This is a genomic window from Nitrosopumilus oxyclinae, assembly GCF_013407165.1.
In the GTDB taxonomy this organism is placed as follows: domain Archaea; phylum Thermoproteota; class Nitrososphaeria; order Nitrososphaerales; family Nitrosopumilaceae; genus Nitrosopumilus; species Nitrosopumilus oxyclinae.
The window spans coordinates 1166049-1187464 of record NZ_CP026994.1; the positions used below are offsets into that span (position 1 = coordinate 1166049).

Below are 21416 nucleotides of genomic sequence, written 5' to 3' on the forward strand. Positions count from 1 at the left end.
TCATCCTACATTATTTAAACATAAGTTAGAGTCCAAAAGAAATTGCCATTTATTTGAAAAATATCAAAAATCTTTGAGAATTCAAGCCTGAAATCACCTAAACATTCATAAATTGAAATTCGAGAAAAACTGTACATTTGTTTTCTATATCTACCCTAGTTGATGTTGTCAGGATTCCTCCAAGCTTGTTTGGAACGACACTCAAAAAGGCAGCAGTAAACATTCTCAAAGAAAAATACGAGAGTATGATTAATGCAGATTTAGGATATATCATTATGATTTTAGATGCCAAAGTAGATGAGATGGGGAAAATGATTGCCGGTGACGGTGGAACATTTCATAAAGTAGAATTTGAAGCATTAACATTTTATCCAAAATTACAAGAAATTGTTCAAGGTGAAATTGTAGACATTACAGACTTTGGAGCATTTGTAAGAATTGGTCCAACTGATGCATTACTTCACTTGTCACAAGTGATGGATGACTATCTTAAGAGTGATGTAAAATCTGGAATGATATTAGCAAACCAAAGTGGTAGAACACTCAAAGTTGGTTCTACACTTCGTGCAAGAATTACTGCAGTATCATTAGGAAAAGCTGCTGCAATGGGTAAGATTGGAATTACATGTAGACAACCATTCCTGGGTGCAGATGATTGGATTGTTGAAGAAATTAAAAAAGCCAGCGGTGGCAAAGAAGAGCCAGCAAAGGAAGAAAAAGTAGAGGCAAGTTAGAATGGCACGAGAAATGGCATGCCGCAAATGTAAACATGTAACAACTCTAAAAGTATGTCCAAATTGTAAATCATCAGACTTGACACCAGATTGGAATGGAGTTGTACTAGTAGTTGATCCAACAAATTCAGAAATTTCTAAAACATTAGGAATTACTACAAAAGGCAAATACGCAATTAAAGTAACATAAAATCTTTAAAATCAGATTAACATTTCATCAATATATTGACATTTAATCCAAAAAAGCAATTATTACAATTTCTTGCTGAAGATATTGGTAAGGGAGACATCACAAGTAATTTACTACCAAAGAAAAAAATTTCTGTTAAAATAATTTCTAGAGAGAATGCAATTGTTGCAGGAGCATCATATGCAAAAGAGATTTTCAAATTAAAAGGATGTGACTCAAAAATTTTGAAAAAAGATGGTTCTAAAATAAAGCCAAATCAAACTATAATGATCATTACTGGTAATGCAGGAAACATACTAACTTGTGAGAGAACTGCATTAAACCTCTTAACAAGAATGAGTGGAATTGCAACTCAAACAAATGCACTAGTAAAAAAAATCCCAAAGAAAACAAAATTGTATGCAACAAGAAAAACAGCCCCTGGCCTAAGATATTTTGATAAAGAAGCAGTGGAAATAGGAGGAGGTAAAAAACACAGACTTTCGCTTGATGAAATGGTTATGATTAAAGACAATCACATTGCAATAGGTGATTCATTGCTATCTTTGATTAAAAAAACAAAGGAAAAATACAAAAAATTTGAAGTTGAGGTTGAAAATACAGATGATGCAGTATTAGCGGCAAAAGAAGGAGCAACCATAATTATGCTAGATAACTTTACCCCAGCCCAAATTAAAAAAACAATTCAAACTTTGAAAAATCAGAAATTAAGAAACAATGTATTACTTGAAGCATCAGGCGGTATAACCTCCAAAAATATTTCAAAGTATGGTCAAACTGAAGTCGATATAATCTCAGTAGGAAGTATCACAAATTCTGTCAAAGGGATTGACATGAGTTTAGAGATTTAGTTTAATTCTTCTAACAAATTAGATACGGATTTATTCTTAGGATCAATTTCCTTGATTTTTTCACAGCATTGTATAGCTCGTTTATCTTCTCCTAATTTTTGATGAGAATATGCCTTTAACAACAAAACATCAACATCATAAGTTCCAATTTCAAGAGCCTTTTCAAAATAAGAGATTGCAGTTTTGTGTTTATTTTGTAAATAGTAAATTCCACCAACAGTAAACAAAACATCGTGATTATTTGGTACTCTATGTAAATAATCTGTGCCTGATTTTAAAGCCTCAGCATATTTTTTTTCTTTTACTAGTTTTTTAAGTTCCTTTAATTTTTGAACGTTTTTTTTCTTTTGGGGATCTTTGGGTTCACGAGAAAATAATCCAGTCATAGTAGAAGGATTTAGCTAATTGCAAGCATTCTATCAATTGCTAAACGGGCCTTATCTGCAATTTCTTTAGGAACGGTGACAATATTTTTTTCATTTATCAGTGCGTCATACACCTTTTCAAGAGTAATCATTTTCATATATTGACATTCTGCTTTTTCAGATGCAGGAATGAATGTCTTACCAGGATTTTGTTGTTTCATTTTGTATAAAATTCCAGTTTCTGTAGCAACCACAAAATTCTTTGATTTGGATTTGTTTGCATGTTTGAGCATTCCTTCAGTAGAAAGAATCGAGACTTTTTTGTCATCATAACTTCCATCTGCAACATCATACATCATAGGAGTTGTACAACCGCATTCAGGATGGATAAGAAATTCTGCATCTTGCATAGATTCTAATTTTTTAGTGACATCTTCAGGGGTGATACCTGCATGAACATGACATTCACCGGCCCAAATGTGCATATTTTTTCTGCCAGTCATTTTAGCAACATAAGATCCCAGAAACATATCAGGCAAAAATAAAATATCTTTATCTTCTGGAATTGATTTTACAACATTTACAGCATTAGCTGAAGTACAACAATAATCTAATTCTGCTTTAATTTCAGCAGTAGTGTTAACATATCCAACTGCAATTGCATCAGGATGTTGATTTTTCCAATTTCTTAATTCATCTACAGTAATAGAATCTGATAATGAACACCCAGCCTCTAAATCAGGAATTAAAACCTTTTTTTCAGGACTAATAATAGCTGCAGTTTCTGCCATAAAATGTACACCACAAAACAAAATTGTTTTTTGATCAACAGTTGCAGCTTGTCTAGACAATCCCAATGAATCACCAGTGAAATCAGCAACATCCTGGACATCAGGTATTTGATAATTATGTGCTAGAATTACCACATCTTTTTCTTTTTTGAGTCTCATAATCTCTTCTTTGAGTTCAGAGGATTGTTGTACGAGCATAAACTAATAAAAATTGAATTTGAGGGGATTTAAAGAATGGGAAATAGTCCAGAATTCTCTGAAAAGCTAGCAAATGTGGCAATTATTGCCATATTACGTACCAATCTGAATGTCATCTGAGCAATACTTTCTCAAAGTTTCAATTGCAGATAGAATTGCCAATCTACTGGTTTTAGGATTAATTGTATCAGGATAGTTTTCTATAGTAAAAGTCATCTTCCCAAATTTCCCTTCAGCTTCAATATGATGAGTATTCTTGTCAGTATTAGGATCTGCAATAATTTTCACTTTAGTTTTTTCACTGCCAATTCCAGATAAAGACAATAGTGCTGCAACATTGATGTTTGCAGGAAATAACGATACTGCTTCTTTTGCCATTCCTTGAAAGATTACAGTTGAAGAATTAATTTCATCTAGATTGATGTCAGAGGTTTCAAAAAACTTTGCACCCTTTAATGAGCGAGGATGTTTTGTTGTCGTTATGGATAAAGATTCAAGTTCATCTTTAATTGATTTAATTCCATCCAATCCTGCAATTGCTCCTGAAGGAAGATAGATTGTTTTTTTGAAATCCTTGCAAGCATCAGATAAAATATCATAAATTGATTCATCTAGTAAGGCGCCAACACTCATTATCATCAGATCCTTCTTGTTTTGTAATACACTCAAAGATGCATCTCTAACAGCATCTTGCGATGCAGCTTCTACAACAATGTCAACAGGGTTTGAGGATAGTAAATGAGAATTTTCAACAATTTCAGGTTTGTTTATTAATTTTTCAACTAATAGTGCAGATTTCTCTTTTGAGTCATCATAAACATGTGTAAGAGTTGCAGGAATTTTTCCAGAATCAATTGCTAGTGCAATTTGAGTACCCATAGCACCGCATCCCAATAGACCAACTCGTTTCATCGATTAATCATAGAAACTATCTCTTAATTAGTCTAAATGGATTGATGTGTGTTGAAGTTTCCTGCAAATAGAATGAGATTCTAAACCACCTCAAATGATTTTTATCCCTTTAGAAATACTATTCTTCGTGGGTTGGATAGGAATCGAAGACCTGTCTAATCCACAATTAGAAATTTACTAGAGAAATGAGCACAAAAAGACATAGAATTCATACTAAATCTATTTAAAATAAAATAAGGGTTTTGAGACAGATGATTTTTCAAAATAAAGTATTATTTGGAATAATACTTTTTTTGACTTTATCATTTATCCTTCCAGTAAATGCGGAAATAGACACACCAAAACAACAAATGAACAAAGGTGTTTCTCCAGAAAATATTCTTTGTGTTGAAGCACTAGAATTAGTTATTAGATCAAATGGATCTCCAGCTTGCGTAAAAACAGAAACTGCAATAAAAATGGAAAAAAGAGGCACATTATTTTCCCCAATAAAATTTACAGATTTGAATGAAGTAAAAAAATTAATCCAAGCAACTGACAGAGAAATCCAAACAATTCCTGCATCATCAATGTCTATTGTTAATTTTTACATTACAGATCATGATTTGAATATTGCACATAGTGGTGTAGAAGTCATTCCAACTGATGGGTTGTTTGAATTTACAATCAACGGGGTTTCAATTGAAGGACCTGAAAATATGATTGAGACAGGACCTAACACAGGACAATTTTACATTAAATTAGAATTACCTGAATCAATTAATGGGAAACCATTAAGTCAAAACGATATTGTTTTGATAAGATATTTGGACGCATCAGATTATTCTGGAGATAAAAGAGTGCTTGTAAAATCATTCCCATTAACTTCGACATTTGCCAAAGTTGAAACTTTGGGCGGAGGTTCTAGGATTGGACATGAATTTACATTAAGAATTTACGAACCAGATGCAAATAGAGATTCTAAAAATGAAGACAAGATCCCACTAAGTTTATTTGAATTCAGAGGAGAGGGAGGAATTAGAACAACTTTATCAAATCCAAGTTTTGATGCAAATTCAGCATTTCTCATAGAGACAGGACCCAATTCAAATATTTTTGAAGTGAAAATTAAAATTCCACGTCAATTAGATGGGAAAACAATCCACATCGGAGATTATTATGAAATTAGATACATTGACAAATCCACACCATCAAATACAAATGAAAAAATCATCCTCAAAGGTAGAATAGGATAAGAGGTTTGATGGATCAACTTTGTCAATTTTCAGCATAACCTAAAGATTTTATTCAAACCTACAAAGTATTGTTGTGCTTAACACTGTATACAAAGACGCAATTATCAACAGAGACAAAATGCTCTCTATACTAAAAGGGCCTAAATTTGAACAGATTTTACAAAAAGCACGTGATAATTGGATAGAATTCACACCTACAAAAGAAGAGGTAGTAACTGCAGGGATTGATTCTAGTTTCAACAATACAAAATTTCAAGGAATCGAGTTATGGGCAACCACTGCTGTTTCTGTAAAATCAGATGGTGAAATTTTAGTTGATTTGCATAAATCAGGATTAGGATCTGCAGATGACATTTCAAGTATTGCAAGTAAAATGGAAATTGAGGCATGTGAGAAAACAGTAGATAGTGTAGACATGGTATTGATGGATGGCTCTCTACATTCACAATTGATGACCAGACAAGCAAACTTGGGTGCATCAATTGTAAGAATAATGAAAAAGAAAGACAATGTTATTTTCATAGCAAAGACGTCAAATACAAAGAAACAATTTGAAAATTTAGGTTCGCTTGCAGGAGATATCTTCTATTACAATCATGTAACAAATAGTCCAGGATTTAGTAAAATTTTTGTAGAAAAAAAATATGGAGCAGATAAAATAATTTCTTCAACATTTGTAAGATTAAGTGATTCCACTCCAATAATTAAATTGGAATTCTTAGGAGATCAACATGATGAAAATGAAGTTAAATCAATTATGAATAAATTATACAAAACTAGTGTCGGAGGATATCCATACGCTCTAAAGCTTGCACATAATAACTGTAAAATATCTGATAAAGAACTTGCAAAGATGGTTAGTTTGTTAGGATTAAGTAATGAAATAGGTTCACGGGAGGTACTGGGTTGAGTTTAGGTTTTGTAATTGGGGAATCAAAACCTACAATTGTTACAGCAATCACATCAAGAGCGTTATCAGTAGGAGAATATATCAAAATTAGTACAGATGAAGGAGAAATCTTAGGACTAGTAGAAAGATCGTCAGTATCAAGTGCAGCATTTACAGATGTAAGGAATTTTGATGAAGCTTCAGAAAGTACTGAAATTGCTGAATTAAACAAAAGAGACAAAACTTTCACTGCACATATTGGAATTTTAGGATTTTTAAAAAATCTAAGAAAAGGTCAATCAATCATACCTGCAATTCCCCCAATTCCAGGCACAGAAATTACTTTGCCAAGTGAACAAGACTTGAAAGAAATTTTCAGTCCAGAAAAAGAAGGATGGGTAAGTATTGGAAATCTTTTACGAAATAAATCAATTGATGCCAAAGTGAATTTGGATAAAATTGTGTCAAGACATTTAGGAATTCTTGCAATGACAGGTATGGGTAAAAGTAATCTAGTATCATTAATTACAAAACAAATTTCAAAATTAAAAGGAACTGTAATAATTTTTGATTATCACAATGACTATACAAGTCTAAACATTCCACGAATTAATGTAATTGATGCAAAGATTAATCCCAGACTATTAGATGCTGATCAGTTATCAGAAGTATTAGAAATCAGAGACGGTGCTAATGTTCAACAACGTGTTTTGAGAATGGCATTTACAAAACATGTAAAAGAATCAAAAGAATTTTGGAGTAAATTAGAGAATGAAGTAGAATTTATTGTAAATTCTGAAGATAAAAAATTAAAAGAAATTAGGACATCAGCATATAGAGTTCAAGACATTATAGAAGACGCTCAGAGAAGATTTGAAGATATTTTAGATCCAGATATGGGAGACCCAATTAGTTTCATCAAAGAAGGTAGAACAAATATTCTAAATATTTCAGAACTATCTGAAAAACAGGCAAATGTAGCAGTTGCATTTTATCTACAGCAATTACTCAAAGATAGAAAAGATGCAAGTATTGCAAGACACAGAAAAACTAAGAGAGAAAGAAATTTCAGATTTAATTCACCAATTTTTGTAATCATTGAAGAAGCGCATGTCTTCATTCCAAAAGACCACGACACTAGTGCAAAATATTGGGCTGCTAAAATTGCCAGAGAAGGTCGAAAGTTCGGGCTGGGGTTAGGAGTTGTTTCTCAGCGACCCAGAAGTGTGGATCTTAACGTTCTCAGTCAGATGGGATCATTTGCAATAATGAAAATAATTCAAGAAGATGACCAGCGACAAATAGCCTCAGCAACAGAGTCAACTAGTCGTGAATTAATTGCTCAATTAACATCACTAAACGTAGGAGACGCAGTTCTTGTTGGACAATGGACTAATCTTCCATCATTGGTTCACGTGGAAGAGGTAAAAGAGAAGGTAATGGGGGCAGATCAAAGTGCAGTTAATGCATGGGCAAAAGCAGAAAAAATGAATGAGGTTGCAGTGGAATCAACTCAAGGGTTGGTACAAAAAGATTTGTTATTAGACTAATGTTATTTTCACACATTTCAGATACGCATTTGGGATTAGTTCAGTACGGTTCAGAAGAACGTGCACAAGATGTCTATGATGTATTTAATCAAGCAATAGATACATCAATTAAAGATCATGTTGATTTTGTAATTTTTGCAGGAGATATTTTTCATGTTCCAAATCCAAATGGAACTGCAATTATACAAATGGCAAATGGATTAAAAAGATTAAAACAAAATAACATTGATACATTTTTTATTTTAGGAGAACATGACATTAGTAGAATTAGAACTACACCAATACCATATGTTTACCATAATTTAGAATTTTCAAAATATATCGGTCAAGGAATCCCCATAGAGTACAAAGGAATACTTTTAGCAGGATTCGATAAAATAAGAAAAGCAGAAATTTTACAATATGAAGAAAAATTTGCTGCAATAGACAACAAAGTCAAAGATCATTCAGGTCATAAAATTTTGATCTTACATCAAGGCATCACAGAATTCAACAAGTTTGCAGGAGAGATACAATCAACAGACTTGCCAAAAAACTTCACGTATTATGCAATGGGACATCTTCATGATAAAGATGTCAAACAATTTAGCCATCTAAGTGGACCAGTAGTTTACCCGGGGTCCATAGAATTAACAACTAGTGAGGGAATTAAAGAAACGAAGAAAGGGTTCTTTGAAGTAGACATCTCAGGAAAAGATGCAATTCCAAATTGGATTGAACTAGATGCAAGACCCCAAATTTCATTTAAAACAGAATATCAGGATTTGGAAAAAACGATAGGGGAAATCTCTGAAAAAATAGTAACTGAAGGAAAAAAGCCAATTGTTGAAGTGAAAATTCAAGGCGAAAACATAGAAACAGACCATATTCAGGCACAAATAGCCAGACTAAACTCATTGGTTTTGAGGTGTTTTTGGAGAATTAGTACAAAACAGATTTCAGACTCCTCAATATTTCTAGACAGACCAAATGTAATTGATGATGAAATGTACAGATTATCTGTAGATGCACTAGGTTCTGAGCAATCAGCAAAATTTGCAATAAAAGAACTACTTCCAATTTTAGCAACAGGTGAAATTAAAGAAGCATCACAACTAGTTTTTGAAAATTTTGAAAAATTCAAAAAGGAGACCAAGTCTTGATCACATCAATAGAGTTAGGAGATTTTTTAGCTCACTCAAATACAAAACTAGAATTTGAAAATGGGGTCACAGTGTTTGTTGGAGATAATGGTGCTGGGAAATCAAGTATCATAGATGCCATTACATTTGCATTGTTTGGTCAGCATACTAGAAAATCAAACAAAGGATTGATAAAACGTGGATCAAATCAAGGATTTGCAAAAATTAGTTTTTCCATCAATGACAAACAATTCGAAGCTGTAAGAAAAATCGATAGTAAGGGAGCTCTAGCTGCAACATTTGCTGAAGTGGTGAATGGTGAACGCGTGGAGATTGCAGCAGGGGAAAGAAAACAATTTGGAGAATCAATGACTCAAGAAGTTGAAAAAGTAATTGGTTTAGATTTTGAAAAATTAAAAATTGCTTCAATTGTTCAGCAGGGGGAATTAAATGCAATAATTAATGCCAAACCAAAAGAGTTCAAAGAATTATTAAATGCAATCATAGGAATTGACAAGCTTGATGTAGCATCAGAAGTAATGAAGACAGTAAACAAAGAATTTCGAGAGAAAATTCGAGACTCCATAGGATATGATGATACACATATTGAGATTCTATTTCGAGAATTAGAAAGATATCAAAAAGAAATTAAAAAATCAAAACCAGAAAAAAAGAATTTAGAAATAAAACAAGAACAACTGAAAAAAGAAGTAGATAATCTAAGAACAAAAGTAGAGACAGAAGCACCAAAAATAGATAAAATCAATCAACTAGAATTGAGAAAAAAAGAGCTATCATCATATGCAAAAGAAGCAATTCAAGAGATCCAGCGCGAAATTAGCGAAAATGAGCGTAAAATTCATGATTGTGAGGGTTGTTTTGAGCATGCAGTGCTAAAATCAGACTTGGAATCTAAAATTCTAAAAGTCGAGGAGGCCATCGATGAAACACTCAAACAAATTCAAGAAATGACAAACCAGACAATATCGTTAAAAGAAAAATTATCACTGGCATCAAAACTTCAATTAAAAGACAACAAATGTCCAGTTTGTGATTCAAATGTAGAAAAATTAAATCCATTATTTCAAGAAAATCATCTTCGTCAAGAAATTACAGATATTGAAAGCCAAATTATTTCAAAAGAAAAAGAAAAAGTCATGTATAATCAAAAAAAGAAAGAGTTTTCAACAAAATTACAAATTGCAAGAGATGCTGAAGCAACACTTAGAGCTCATTCAATTAACAGTAAAGAAGAATTAATGAAAATACAAGAAGAGGTCAAAGCTAAAAAACAAAGAATTCCTTTAACAACTAATGGAAGTTTACTTGAAATATCAACTATAGATTCTCATGCAAAAATGATTTATGAAAATATTTCAAAGTTAGAAGAGGAAACTGTAGGCTTTGATCAACAAGAATTTAATTCTCTAAAAATTTTAATTAATGAAAAACAAATGAGTTTATCTCAAATAGATCAACAGATTGGTGGGATTTCAGAGAAAATTTCTAAAGGGGAAGAGCAAATAAACATAATTGAAAAAGCAATTACAGAATTAAAGGTCGTAAAAGAATATGTTTCAAACCTTAATGATATTCAAACAAATATCTTCAGTAGGGATGGACCTGTTGCTACAAGCTTAAGATCTTGGGCATTAAACACAATTTCTGCCAAAGCATCAGAATATCTGACATTACTAAATACTAAAATTCAAAGAATTATGCTATCAGAAAAAACAAGAGACATTTCAATAGCATGTTATTCAAAAACCGAAGTTTTAGAATTAGAATCCCTAAGTGGTGGTGAAAAAGTCAGTGTTGCACTTGCATTACGATTAGGCATGTCAAGTCTGCTCGGAGCATCAAATCTTAATTTGATGATTTTGGATGAGCCAACAACACACCTTGATGCTGAACGTAAAAAATCTCTAGTCGGAGTATTATCACAATTATCAGATATTTCTAATTCAGAGACTAGAATGCAATTCCTAATTATTACTCACGATGCAGAAATTTTTGAAGATTCAACAGTAGAACAGATTTACAGATTTGAATCAAGTGAACAAGGAAGTAAAGTTACAGCACTCTAGTTTACATTTACTATTCCAGTCATCCAAGGATGAACCATACAGTAATAATCATAAGTTCCAGCATCATCAAAAGTGAATTCGTAAACAGCACCTGCCATAAACAAGCTACTATCAAATACACCATCAGGAGTTCCAGGCAATCCACTTGTTACAGTGTGAGCTGCTGAATCATCATTAATCCAAGAAACAGTTGCACCCTTTGCAACATTAGTCTCATAAGGCAAATAGCATTCATTTGTATCATCACATCCTGGAACTGCAGATCCTGCAGGAACTGAAACAATAGCAGTCATTGGTAATGGTTCAACTTTTGGTTCAACTTTTGGTTCAACTTTTGGTTCAACTTTTGGTTCAACTTTTGGTTCAACTTTTGGTTCAACTTTTGGTTCAACTTTTGGTTGTACCACTATACACTCACCCTCATAATCAAATGAAATTCCAGAAGATTCCAAAGTACACATATTTCCATAAGTTTTACCATCAACTCCACATACAGGCCTATAGTCTTTTGTACATGGTTTCATGTTTGATTTAGAATCAGTAACACATTCACCTGAATAATCTAATTTTTTATCAGCAGCATTCAACATACACATATTTCCATAAGTTACACCATCTACTCCACACATAGGATCCCATTGCATTGTACATGCAACTGGTTTTTCCTCAGCAACTATTCTTGGTTCAATAATTCCAGTTGGATCCATGGCTATGAATCCAATAGTTATTGCTGCAAGAACACCTACAATACCAATTACTCCATAAGAAAAATTCATCTCATCCACCTGTCAACTTTGCAAACTTTTCGTTCTTACTTAACTTTTCCATAAATTCAATATTAGATAATGCTACAACTGCAGATTCAACGACGGGATGTTCTGGATCGTTTAGAGCCTTTTGAAGAGCTTCTTTTGCTTCTTTAGAACCGACAACACCCAAAGCTATTGCAGCTTCATGACGTACGAACATACTAGGATCATTAAGAGTTGCATCAGTTAATGGTGGAATAGCACTAGAATAGGACATTTGACCTAAAGCAAAAGCTGCCTCATGTCGAACTAATTCATTTTCATCATTTTTTAAAACTTTAGCAATATGTGGAACTTTATCTTCTCCACCAAAATCAACTAAAATACATGCAACTCTTGTTCTAACAACATAATCTGGATGTTCTAAAAGAGAAATAAAATATTCAGTATCTTTTTGTTCATATTTTGATTCCATCTCTGCAAAAAGTGCCATCCTATCTTCAGTAATTACCTGCATTTTGTTTTGGAATTTTTTGTGTCCTATATTAGGTTACTAGTTCAGATATCTATTTAATGGAAAAAGTCAGATAATTGATAATGGGCATAAAAATTGGCGAAAAAGCACCAAATTTCGGAGTTTCTGAATGGGTACAAGGAGCTCCAACAAATTTTGATCAAGAAAAAGATCACATAGTATTGCTAGAAGTCTTCCAAGTGAATTGCCCAGGATGTTTCATGAATGCAATTCCTGAAGCAATTGAGATCTATAATAAATACAAAGACGAAGGTGTTCGAGTTTTAGGTTTAGCTACTGCTTTTGAAGATTTTGATAAAAATACATTAGATAATTTGAAAATGCTTGCTGAAACAGGTGAAGTAATTGGAGAAACAAAAGATGCACTTTCATCATATGGCCAATTAAAAGATGGGAATAAGCTTTCATATAAAATTCCATTTCCATTGGCAATGGATAATCTCACAAAAACCTCTGGAGAAATTAATCAGGAAAAAATCATGGAGTTTATCTATCCTCAAATTCCAGATTTTGACTCACAACCAGATGAATACAAAAATCAAATCATTGAAAGAGTGAAAAGTTACATGAAATCTAAAGAATATTCAGCCGAGACATTTGAAAAATTCTCCCTACAAGGAACACCATCGATGATAATAGTAGACAGAAAAGGGATTCTCAGAGATGTGTCATTTGGACAATCAGGTCACGTTGATGCCATAATTCAGAAATTGATAAATGAAAATTAAGTTATTTAATCAAAACTAGTGCAACAGACAATACTACAACAAATACAAACCCACATACAAGGGCAATTTTTGCATTATCCATACCTAGTATCAAAAATATAAAATTCTAGTATCTTTTATTTTCTTCTTTTAATTACGAGTAAAATTGTACCAACTATTCCACCAATAATCAAAAGTGCAAGGATTATTGTGATGTAGATTAATCCCTCATCATCATCTTCTAAAGGCATTAAATCAGGTGGAGGCATGTCAGTAGTTTTTTCAGTTAAACCAGAAAGATACTCAGTTCCAACAATATCTAAAGTGTTATCTCCAATCCCTGTAAAATTTAAAGTAATAAAAGAAATTTCTTGATTTGTTTTTACCTGAGGAACATATTCTTGTCCATTAAGATAAAATGTTAGATTACCTCCCAAAAGATTCTGAGGAAGAATTACTTCACTTAGATTATTCTCCAATCCACTTGATATGTAAAGAGTTAATTTTTTCTCATCTTTATAAAATTCAAAATCAGTAATTTGAAAATTAGAAATAGTTTGTACTTCAAACGTATGACCGCCTGTTTGAATATCCAATCTATTAACTAAACCAGTAGCATCAGATAATGCTTGACCATAGACAGGAGTTATTACAAAAAGTAATGCAACAGTTAACGCAAATAATATTTTCAATTTATGCAGTTCTAGGGATTCTTTTGGTTATTTCTTTATCCTGTGCAATTCGAGGATGATCAGGATCTGCTAAAATTACTTCAAACCAATAATGTTTTCCATCCTTATAGACAAAATAAGATCCTAAAAACTTCATGTTTGGATATCTCTGAATAACTCTTCTATTTGCAACAGTTTTCATATCATCATCTGCCTTGATTCTGGTAACACCCAGATGTTTTGGCCTTCTACCACCAGTTGGTCTTTGTTTTCTCATACCACCAGTACCAACTCTCATTCTAACTACAATGATACCTTGTTTTGCTTTGTAACCTAATCGTCTAGCCCGTTGTAATCTACTTGGCTTGTCAATACGAGTGACTGCATTTTGTTTACGCCATCCAATTACACGTTCACGTATTTCAGGGGAATTTTCTTTCCATAGTCTGATCCACGTCTGGTCTTGATAACTAGGCATATCGAGAATAGAAAAATTCCCTTTAATAACTGATTTCCAAAGACTTGATGCTATTTTTTCAAAATATCAAGAACTTCATTGTTACTTTTCATCCAAGTTTTAAGATATGAATGAAATAGATTCTCCAAATCATCAACCAGGCATTCTAATCTAGGATCTCGACGAATATCTGCTAATTGCCCATCTAGATTATCTAAAATTACTTCAATTCCTTGATTAGAAATTTGTAATTGTGTAATTGCTTGATTCAATGTCATTCCGTTACCACAATGTTACTCATATATTCACTAAAGCATTCTTTTGAACAACAATCACTTGCTCTATTTTCAAATTCTTTTTTACAGTTCTCACAGATATTTTTCATGAATTTTTTTCTAGTTTTCGTTATTTAAAGAGAAAACGGTATTTTGGCTAGTGCCAACTCATAAAGGATTTAATTTAATCACTAGATATTTTTAATTTTTTTCTGTTTTTAGGAAATTTTCCAATAATTCAATTTTTTGTTTCTGGTATTGATATAAATCAGATAAAATAGGCACCATTCCAGCATTCAGATGAGCTTCTGTAACAAAGTTTTTTCTTTCAATATACTTTTGATTGTCACTTAGAGTTTTGTCATAAACAAATTTTTCAATTACTTGCATCCTATCATCTTGATTGTATTTCCAAATTGGATCTTTGTAGAGTAAAACACATTCACTTGCAGGTTGATTTCTCATAGAAGCGTAATAGTCCTCTAGGCTTAAATTAAGAAATGAATTATGTGCTTTTTCACATAATTGGGCTAGGTGTTTACTGTGTCTTAAAATTTCTTTATCATCAAATGAAATTGTAGTTTCAGTAGGACACTCATCCAACGCGTTAATTTTTTCTCTTCCTGAAATTGTTTTATCATAAATAAGATCAATACAATCTTCATATTTTTCATTAAAGAAATTCTGATTTGAATAATTTGGAATTATGCTTTTTTGTCGTAATTGATTTTCCATGTATTCAATTTTTTCTTTTTGTTCAACGAATAAATATTTCAAATGTAAGAAGACAGGATCGTTTAGCTGTGCTTCTTCAATTCCTTTTTGTCTTAAATCTTCATCTTCTTGAACACTTTGCTTTATTTTCTCAGAAATGAAATTATGTAATTGAGTTTTTCTATCAGATGCAGTAGAATTCCACATAGGGGCCAAATACAATTCTACACATTGCTCAGCTAGTCCTCCAGCCTGATTTCTCATATTTTTAGCACCTACAAATAGATATACTCCATATTTTTCATCGCAAATGTCAATTGTCCTTTTAGTAAATTTTGTAAGTTTTTGAGATTTTGATAAAGACTCAGGTAATTGTAATTTATTGCATTCTTTAAGATCATTTAATCTTGAAACATGGTTAAGATTTGTTTTTTCCTTTAATATTCTCGGACATTCATTATGTAATTCCTCTGAATAATATTTTTGAAACTGAGAAATTTTATTTTCTGATTGATCACATGTTTTTAATGCGTAAACCCTTTCAACTGGAGTCAGTGACGCATCACTGATCATCAAACCCCTGCATTCTATCCTTGTTTCTCCAAAGCTGTCCTGTATGGTCAGTGAAAAAACAGTGATTAACACAAACAATGGAATTGATGCAAAAATTAGCTTGTGTTCCATCATAAATATTCTAATTCAACCATATTTATACAACATTAGAAAGTCCCAAACCTAAATCAAAATGTACGTCCTTTATATTCAGTAAAAATTAATCAGAGTCAGAGTATTTGATTTGAGTAAAGAAGAGAATTTTTCAGGTTATGGAATGTATGATGTTTCAGATAAACTAGATTTAGTATTACCTAAAACAGAAATTCACATTACACGCAAGTTGGATGGAAGACTATCATATTATAGAAAAAACTCTACAAGCCAAGAAATTCGAAAATCAATTCAGCAATCAAATAAAGATACCAAAATTGAATTATGTCCAGTCTTACCGCTTCATCTTCCAGCTAAAAAAACAAATGATTTAATTTTTCTTAGACTAGAAGAATCCCTCTTTGTAGAAAAGAATTCAACAGTAAATGTATTGATTCAGTTTCCAATCGAAATTGGTATTTTTGTGATTAATTCAAGTGATAATTCAAAAGAACTCTTTGATTGTTTTACCTGTGAGCCAATGCATTCTAGATTTGCATTGTATGGAACCCCTGAGAAAGGAAATCTTTGCATGTACTCCAAAGTCAAACTTTTGGAAAACAATGAATCTAATCCATATGTTTTTGCTAAAATGAAAGTTACATTATCTAATGAACTAAGCCAAGGAGCATTTGTAGGAAAGATTGTATTTCCAATTACTTCTCATGTCATCTACTATCGTGATAATTCACATGAAGTACATATTGATGATGTTAAATGTGTGATAAAACAAGATGTTGGTAAAGATATCATTGAAATTGATCGTGAAGACTATTCAACTAAAGAAGAAAATTTGAATATTGTATCCTATGCTGTAAAAAAAGAAAAATCATCATTTATGATGGATAAGGGGTTTGATTAATGATGTTTGAAATTCTAGACATGCAATTAATGGATGGATTATCAGTATGGGGTCTACTTATCATAGGAATTCTTGTCTCTGCTGGAGTTATCGTTGCACGAATTGCCCGAATGATTTTTAATAAAAAATTCGCACCAACCATGCCAGTACACACTGTAAAAACACTAAACAAACTAATCTATTATGGAATAATCATTATTTTTCTTTTAGCAGCTACTGCAAGTCAAGGGTTTGATATTGGTGGACTAGTTGTAGGGGCTGGATTTATGGGAATTGTGATTGGATTTGCAGCACAATCTGTAGTATCAAACATGATTTCAGGAGCATTCTTGTTAATTGAAAAACCTGTAAAACAAGGAGATACTGTTGAAGTAGTTGATGTAAATGTAACAGGAAAGCTTATTGACATTAACACATTTTCATCCAAAGTTCAGCAGTTTGATGGAACAGTGGTACGCATACCTAATGAAAAAATGTTCACCTCAAATCTTCGAACGTTTATTCTTTCTGAAGTAAGACGAAGTGAAGTTACAGTGGGAATTGGGTATGGTGAAAATATTGACAATGCAATTCGTGTAATTAAAAATGCAATTGAAAACAATGTAGTATATTCATTGATGGAGCCAGCACCACAATTTTCAATTTCTGAGTTGGCAGATAATAGTGTCAACATATTGGTTCGTGTCTGGTATCCTCGTGATGATTTGCTTGAAGTAATGCCTAATTTACTAAAAGTTATCAAAAATGCTCTAGATGATGCAGAAATTGAAATTCCATTCCCACAAAGAGTTGTGTGGAATGGAAAAGAGAGCGAATAATGTCAAAAAATATAATCATCATTTCATTGATTGTAATAATTTCTATTCTAATTGGAATTATGTTAATTACAAATTCTGCATGGTTTTCTCAAGAATGGCTAATAGGACTCGGCATAGTCATCGGAAGTGCTATTGCCGGAGGATTATTCGGATATTATAAAATTAAAAATAGATAATATCAGATTACAATTTCTTTTGTAAAATACTCTGAATATTTTGTATTGTTTTTAATTTTAAAATTACGAATGAGTTTAATAGTAAATTGTTCAATATTAATCATGTCAATACAAAGACCAATTAGAAAACCAAAAATTCCTAAAATAAAAAAACCTTTAATTTCTAAACGTAAACGTATTGTAAAAAAAGCACCTACACTTTCAGCGGGAAAAATAAAGACAAAAACGGTTCATAAAAAACACATTACACACAAAAAACCAAGTAAAATCGTTGTCGGGACATGTTATCTTGAAGAAAATTGTAAAGGAGTAAGATCCAGAAAAGTTACAAAAACACAATGTAAACATCAAGGTGGAAAAAGTTGGAAGAAAGCAGGTGGAAAATGTGAAAAACTATAATTCTAATTTTACATAAGCATAAATTGTGACATCAAGATATGAAATACAGTATGAAGATAGATCCCCACATAGAAAATGCAACAAAGGCAATTCACAATGCAAAAATCGTTAGAAATACATCAAAAAAACTTCTCGCAAAAAAATTTAATTCCCACCCTGAACATATTGCAAAATTAAGTAAAATTATGCAAAGCGTGGTTTCAAGTACAGATAAAGCAATGAAAGGAGCTAAACTAGCTGAATCTAGAGCAAAATCTAGATTAGCTGCAGTAAAAAAAGAAACATCAAAAACAATTACTCATACTAGAAATGCAAAATATGCTGCAATTGTATCAAGGAAATCAGCTAATGCTGCATTGATCACATCAAAGAAAATGACAACCCCACAACTAGAAAAAAAATATCAAAAAACATACAATATACAAATAGAATCATCAATTCGTGCAGCGATGGTTGCAGAAAATGAAATTGTAAAAGCAACAATAGCATCAAAAACAGCTAGAATTGCTGCAAGAATGGCATTAAAAGAATTACAAATTTGAATTCATCTAGTTCAAAATTAAATAAATTTCAATTTTTAGATCAATCACTTTGTTTGAGGTTTCCCCATACTCTTCATCATTTTATCTACTAAATCCTCAATCTGTTCATTTGACATAGTTAATTTTGCTTTTAATTCAGCATTTTCTTTAATTTTGAATAGAACAACAAAAAATGAAACAACCGAAGTGATACTTCCAATTATAGTAACCACTAGAATCAAATCAAGAGAGTCATTTACTCTATCATTCATAATCATATCTTTCCCATTTAGAGCATCTAAATTATTAGGATCTACTTCCAATGCCTCATCAAAATACTCCATTGCATCTTCAAATCGTCCCAATTCCACAAGAACAGATGCTTCTCCAATTAAGGCCCGAGTATTATCAGGATCAATGGAAAGAATGGTTTCATATAGTTTCTGAGATTTGATATTTTTTTTCTCTAAAAAATTTAGTTCAGCAAGACCAAGTAATGTAGTAATATTTTCAGGATCAACTTCTTGTGCAGCTAAAAAAGCAATTCTTGACTTTTCATATTGATTAAGGTCTAAAAATATTTGACCTTTTCCATTAAGAGCATCTATATTGTTTAAATCAATTTCAAGAATCTTTTCAAACAAACTTAATGATAGTTTGTATTGGTTGACAGATAATAGAGCATTTGCATTTCCTATCAGAGCAGGTAAATTGTTTGGATCTATTGCCAATACAAGATTAAAGAACAGAATAGAATCATCATATTGTTCTACTTTTAACAACACATTTCCACTTCCAAGTAGAGCATCTATATTTTTACGATCTTTTTTTAAAACTTGCTCATATTGTTTTATTGCATCATTATAACGGTCTAAATTATAATACGAGTTACCAAGACCATTCATGGAATCAAAGCTTTTTGGGTCAATAGTAAATGCTCTTTCAAAAGTTTGTAACGCAGTAACATATTTTCCTTGAGTTAAGAGAACATTGCCTTTTTTATTTAATGCTGTGACATTATCTGGATCAACTTCTAAAATTTTGTCTAATTCTATAATTGACTCTTCATATTTTTTTTCTTGGTAAAGACGAGTGAAATTATCCAGATATTGAGTTTCTTCGAGGTTAGTTAGACCATATACTACAGGAAAAACAGTTGAAATTGTTCCTAAAATTATTAAAATTAGAACTAATTTCATTTTTTATCTCCATTTTAAGAACAACCATTAATCCATTGTTTTCATTCTTTTTCTTTTTCTCATATCTTTTTCACGATATGTAGACTCTAGTGAATAATCATACTGGGGGTATATCTTTTCAAATTGTTCCTCAATAGAATGTTCATCATTAGAATTTGAATACGACATTGTGTTTAATCCTCATCATTCCTATGCCAAACTGAATCTTTCTGTTTACAAGGTTCAGAACAATAATCTTCTTGAATTTTTAACTTACATCCACAATAATCACAATGCATTGATTTGTCATATGCCTTGTTTTCGGTTATTATTTCTCGATATTTTATCATCATGGTAATTTAAGGGAAATTATTTAAAATCTAATCCATAGTTGAGTTCATTCTGAATTAAATCAACTTCCATTTTCATTAATTATTGCAATCACATGACACTTCGTTATGGAACAACTAAAACTGGTAAATCAAGAAAAATTCCTAAACAGCATCATGCATGTTTCTGGAAATATACGATACGTAATGATTTATGATTTAAAAGGTAACAGTATCTTTAGGCGTAAAATGGACGGGGTAGTAGATCTACTAACTGAAGCAGAGAACAAAATGGCTTTAAAACACACTATTGAATCATGGAATTTTAGAAATTCTATTTCTGAAAAAATTGGAAATACCCACTATACTCTTCAAGTTTATGATAATTTGATAAGAGCAATATTTCCAATCAATAGCGAAATGCTTCTTGTAGTTTCACTAGATAATGCAGGGAACCCAAGCGACATCGTAAAACGTATTCAAAAGATATTGTCAGGGAATCCTATCAAATGAATAGTTTGATAGGATCTCTACAAAAAAGCAATTTCATATTTTTTGCAGTGTCAAGCGTTTAATACTTGAATGACACATTTGAGGTATGACTGAACCAAAAAAAGTTAAAGCACCACAAAAAAATAAGAACAACAAAACAGTTCCTGAAAATTTAATGAAAAAAGAATATCTGGAATCCTTAGAGGAATTAAAAAAAGAGATTAAAGGAAAGTAGATTTAATCATCAAGAATTACAAGGGCAGTATATAGAATTTTTTCTTGGTATACAGTAGTTGTCAGTTTAATATCGACAATTTTTCTCTGCTCAACTATCTCATTTACAAGAGCATCTAATTTGGATAATTCCTCTGTTTGAACTGTTTCAACATGCATAATTTTTAAAATACATTCTATACTAAAAATATAACTTTGAGGATTATCATTTATCTAAAAACTCTACATCGTTTGAATTATCATTTTTTAGTGAATTCAAATGAAGGCAGACCTGTACTGAATGGAGTGTACAGCTGTCTTATCACGAATTCACTACATCATGAGAGTGATTCAAATTATTAAGATGGATTCTAGTTGATTTGATTCAGAATTAAATCAAAATAATATATCTTTAATATTAAATTCGCCATAATCTAATCTGTGCGGCATAGACATAGCATGTCATAGTGATGCCTTCGTATCCAGACAGCACAGTCCTGATGACGCACTTATTATTTTAAAATCTGAATCATTATTTTAGTCATAAAAAAGTCAATAACACCCACTTCTCCAACTGTAAATCCAAGAGCACATCTAAGCAACGCTAACCAATGAAAATTTCCTTGAGTGGGGTTTCACAAGCCACACACCCAAAGATTTTGCTTCCGCAGAAAACTCGATAATTAAAGTCG

Annotated in this window: 28 protein-coding genes; 16 read left to right on the forward strand and 12 right to left on the reverse strand. The window is 31.8% G+C overall.

All coding sequences use genetic code 11. The annotated features are described in order from the left end of the window. The first annotated feature begins 137 nt into the window (after window positions 1-137). The 3 genes from C5F49_RS06970 to nadC are packed head-to-tail and all read left to right on the forward strand — an operon-like array spanning window position 138 to window position 1775. Window positions 138-734 (forward strand): DNA-directed RNA polymerase, encoded by a 597-nt coding sequence (locus tag C5F49_RS06970; RefSeq protein ID WP_179362278.1) that lies wholly within the window; start codon window positions 138-140, stop codon window positions 732-734. A gap of 1 nt (window position 735) precedes the next feature. Beyond that, window positions 736-924 carry a transcription elongation factor subunit Spt4 gene (gene spt4 / locus C5F49_RS06975; protein WP_014965554.1) on the forward strand — a complete coding sequence of 63 codons (189 nt, stop codon included), beginning with the start codon at window positions 736-738 and terminating at the stop codon, window positions 922-924. Between the two features lie 32 nt (window positions 925-956). Then, window positions 957-1775 carry a carboxylating nicotinate-nucleotide diphosphorylase gene (gene nadC / locus C5F49_RS06980; protein ID WP_218841245.1) on the forward strand — a complete coding sequence of 273 codons (819 nt, stop codon included), beginning with the start codon at window positions 957-959 and terminating at the stop codon, window positions 1773-1775. Here nadC and C5F49_RS06985 read toward each other — a convergent pair. From C5F49_RS06985 to C5F49_RS06995, 3 genes are all read right to left on the reverse strand, one after another. Further along, window positions 1772-2161, reverse strand: a complete 390-nt coding sequence (locus C5F49_RS06985) for a tetratricopeptide repeat protein (protein ID WP_179362280.1) — start codon at window positions 2159-2161, stop codon at window positions 1772-1774. The genes nadC and C5F49_RS06985 overlap by 4 nt on opposite strands. Window positions 2162-2172: 11 nt before the next feature. Then, window positions 2173-3129: a quinolinate synthase NadA gene (gene nadA / locus C5F49_RS06990; protein ID WP_179362281.1), complete on the reverse strand. Its 957-nt coding sequence runs from the start codon at window positions 3127-3129 to the stop codon at window positions 2173-2175. Window positions 3130-3222: 93 nt separating this feature from the next. Further along, on the reverse strand, window positions 3223-4041 hold the full coding sequence (locus C5F49_RS06995) for an aspartate dehydrogenase (RefSeq protein WP_179362282.1): 819 nt from the start codon (window positions 4039-4041) through the stop codon (window positions 3223-3225). A 251-nt stretch (window positions 4042-4292) separates the two neighbouring features. On the opposite strand from C5F49_RS06995, the gene C5F49_RS07000 reads away from it, so the two are divergent. The 5 genes from C5F49_RS07000 to C5F49_RS07020 all read left to right on the forward strand — a co-directional run bounded on the left by C5F49_RS07000 (window position 4293) and on the right by C5F49_RS07020 (window position 10923). Continuing rightward, window positions 4293-5276 (forward strand): hypothetical protein, encoded by a 984-nt coding sequence (locus C5F49_RS07000; RefSeq protein ID WP_179362283.1) that lies wholly within the window; start codon window positions 4293-4295, stop codon window positions 5274-5276. A gap of 118 nt (window positions 5277-5394) precedes the next feature. Continuing rightward, on the forward strand, window positions 5395-6186 hold the full coding sequence (locus C5F49_RS07005; RefSeq protein WP_218841246.1) for a DNA double-strand break repair nuclease NurA: 792 nt from the start codon (window positions 5395-5397) through the stop codon (window positions 6184-6186). Continuing rightward, entirely contained in the window at window positions 6183-7715 is a 1533-nt protein-coding gene (locus tag C5F49_RS07010) for an ATP-binding protein (protein WP_179362285.1), read from the forward strand. The genes C5F49_RS07005 and C5F49_RS07010 overlap by 4 nt, the downstream gene beginning before the upstream one ends. Next, window positions 7715-8857 carry a DNA repair exonuclease gene (locus C5F49_RS07015; RefSeq protein WP_179362286.1) on the forward strand — a complete coding sequence of 381 codons (1143 nt, stop codon included), beginning with the start codon at window positions 7715-7717 and terminating at the stop codon, window positions 8855-8857. The genes C5F49_RS07010 and C5F49_RS07015 overlap by 1 nt, the downstream gene beginning before the upstream one ends. Continuing rightward, window positions 8854-10923 carry an AAA family ATPase gene (locus tag C5F49_RS07020; RefSeq protein ID WP_179362287.1) on the forward strand — a complete coding sequence of 690 codons (2070 nt, stop codon included), beginning with the start codon at window positions 8854-8856 and terminating at the stop codon, window positions 10921-10923. Before C5F49_RS07015 ends, C5F49_RS07020 begins: the two co-directional genes overlap by 4 nt. Here the strand turns inward: C5F49_RS07020 and C5F49_RS07025 are convergent. Both C5F49_RS07025 and C5F49_RS07035 read right to left on the reverse strand, forming a co-directional pair. Continuing rightward, a complete protein-coding gene (locus C5F49_RS07025) occupies window positions 10920-11699 on the reverse strand; it encodes a Kazal-type serine protease inhibitor domain-containing protein (RefSeq protein ID WP_246275311.1) in 780 nt (259 codons plus the stop codon). The genes C5F49_RS07020 and C5F49_RS07025 overlap by 4 nt on opposite strands. Window position 11700: 1 nt before the next feature. Further along, entirely contained in the window at window positions 11701-12189 is a 489-nt protein-coding gene (locus C5F49_RS07035; protein WP_179362288.1) for a HEAT repeat domain-containing protein, read from the reverse strand. 80 nt (window positions 12190-12269) lie between these two features. Here C5F49_RS07035 and C5F49_RS07040 point away from each other — a divergent pair, with 80 nt between their 5' ends. Beyond that, a complete protein-coding gene (locus C5F49_RS07040) occupies window positions 12270-12935 on the forward strand; it encodes a peroxiredoxin family protein (RefSeq protein ID WP_179362289.1) in 666 nt (221 codons plus the stop codon). A 116-nt stretch (window positions 12936-13051) separates the two neighbouring features. Here C5F49_RS07040 and C5F49_RS07045 read toward each other — a convergent pair whose 3' ends face one another. The 4 genes from C5F49_RS07045 to C5F49_RS07060 form a co-directional block, all read right to left on the reverse strand. After that, complete coding sequence (locus tag C5F49_RS07045) at window positions 13052-13606, reverse strand: hypothetical protein (RefSeq protein WP_179362290.1); 555 nt, start codon at window positions 13604-13606, stop codon at window positions 13052-13054. A 1-nt stretch (window position 13607) separates the two neighbouring features. Further along, window positions 13608-14063, reverse strand: a complete 456-nt coding sequence (locus tag C5F49_RS07050; RefSeq protein WP_179362291.1) for a 50S ribosomal protein L15e — start codon at window positions 14061-14063, stop codon at window positions 13608-13610. 50 nt (window positions 14064-14113) lie between these two features. After that, a complete protein-coding gene (locus tag C5F49_RS07055; protein WP_179362292.1) occupies window positions 14114-14320 on the reverse strand; it encodes a hypothetical protein in 207 nt (68 codons plus the stop codon). Between the two features lie 198 nt (window positions 14321-14518). After that, entirely contained in the window at window positions 14519-15715 is a 1197-nt protein-coding gene (locus C5F49_RS07060) for a hypothetical protein (protein WP_179362293.1), read from the reverse strand. A gap of 112 nt (window positions 15716-15827) precedes the next feature. Between C5F49_RS07060 and C5F49_RS07065 the strand changes: the two genes are divergently transcribed. The 5 genes from C5F49_RS07065 (at window position 15828) to C5F49_RS07085 (ending at window position 18533) form a co-directional block, all read left to right on the forward strand. After that, on the forward strand, window positions 15828-16598 hold the full coding sequence (locus C5F49_RS07065) for a DUF432 domain-containing protein (RefSeq protein WP_179362294.1): 771 nt from the start codon (window positions 15828-15830) through the stop codon (window positions 16596-16598). Beyond that, window positions 16598-17416, forward strand: coding sequence for a mechanosensitive ion channel family protein (locus C5F49_RS07070; RefSeq protein ID WP_179362295.1), 819 nt, complete (start codon window positions 16598-16600; stop codon window positions 17414-17416). Before C5F49_RS07065 ends, C5F49_RS07070 begins: the two co-directional genes overlap by 1 nt. Continuing rightward, on the forward strand, window positions 17416-17592 hold the full coding sequence (locus C5F49_RS07075; RefSeq protein ID WP_179362296.1) for a hypothetical protein: 177 nt from the start codon (window positions 17416-17418) through the stop codon (window positions 17590-17592). The genes C5F49_RS07070 and C5F49_RS07075 overlap by 1 nt, the downstream gene beginning before the upstream one ends. Before the next feature lie 102 nt (window positions 17593-17694). Further along, a complete protein-coding gene (locus C5F49_RS07080) occupies window positions 17695-17991 on the forward strand; it encodes a hypothetical protein (RefSeq protein ID WP_179362297.1) in 297 nt (98 codons plus the stop codon). Window positions 17992-18041: 50 nt separating this feature from the next. Beyond that, window positions 18042-18533, forward strand: coding sequence for a hypothetical protein (locus C5F49_RS07085; protein WP_179362298.1), 492 nt, complete (start codon window positions 18042-18044; stop codon window positions 18531-18533). Window positions 18534-18577: 44 nt separating this feature from the next. On the opposite strand, the gene C5F49_RS07090 is transcribed toward C5F49_RS07085, so the two are convergent. Further along, a complete protein-coding gene (locus C5F49_RS07090) occupies window positions 18578-19711 on the reverse strand; it encodes a tetratricopeptide repeat protein (protein ID WP_179362299.1) in 1134 nt (377 codons plus the stop codon). Between the two features lie 27 nt (window positions 19712-19738). Next, on the reverse strand, window positions 19739-19879 hold the full coding sequence (locus C5F49_RS07095; protein WP_179362300.1) for a hypothetical protein: 141 nt from the start codon (window positions 19877-19879) through the stop codon (window positions 19739-19741). Window positions 19880-20148: 269 nt separating this feature from the next. Between C5F49_RS07095 and C5F49_RS07100 the strand changes: the two genes are divergently transcribed. Both C5F49_RS07100 and C5F49_RS09750 read left to right on the forward strand, forming a co-directional pair. Next, window positions 20149-20532, forward strand: a complete 384-nt coding sequence (locus tag C5F49_RS07100; protein WP_179362301.1) for a hypothetical protein — start codon at window positions 20149-20151, stop codon at window positions 20530-20532. 85 nt (window positions 20533-20617) lie between these two features. Next, on the forward strand, window positions 20618-20746 hold the full coding sequence (locus tag C5F49_RS09750) for a hypothetical protein (protein WP_281361111.1): 129 nt from the start codon (window positions 20618-20620) through the stop codon (window positions 20744-20746). Window positions 20747-20748: 2 nt separating this feature from the next. Here the strand turns inward: C5F49_RS09750 and C5F49_RS07105 are convergent, their stop codons facing one another. Then, the gene (locus C5F49_RS07105; protein ID WP_179362302.1) at window positions 20749-20904 is read right to left on the reverse strand and encodes a hypothetical protein; all 156 of its coding nucleotides are present in this window, start codon (window positions 20902-20904) and stop codon (window positions 20749-20751) included. Window positions 20905-21416: the final 512 nt, after the last annotated feature.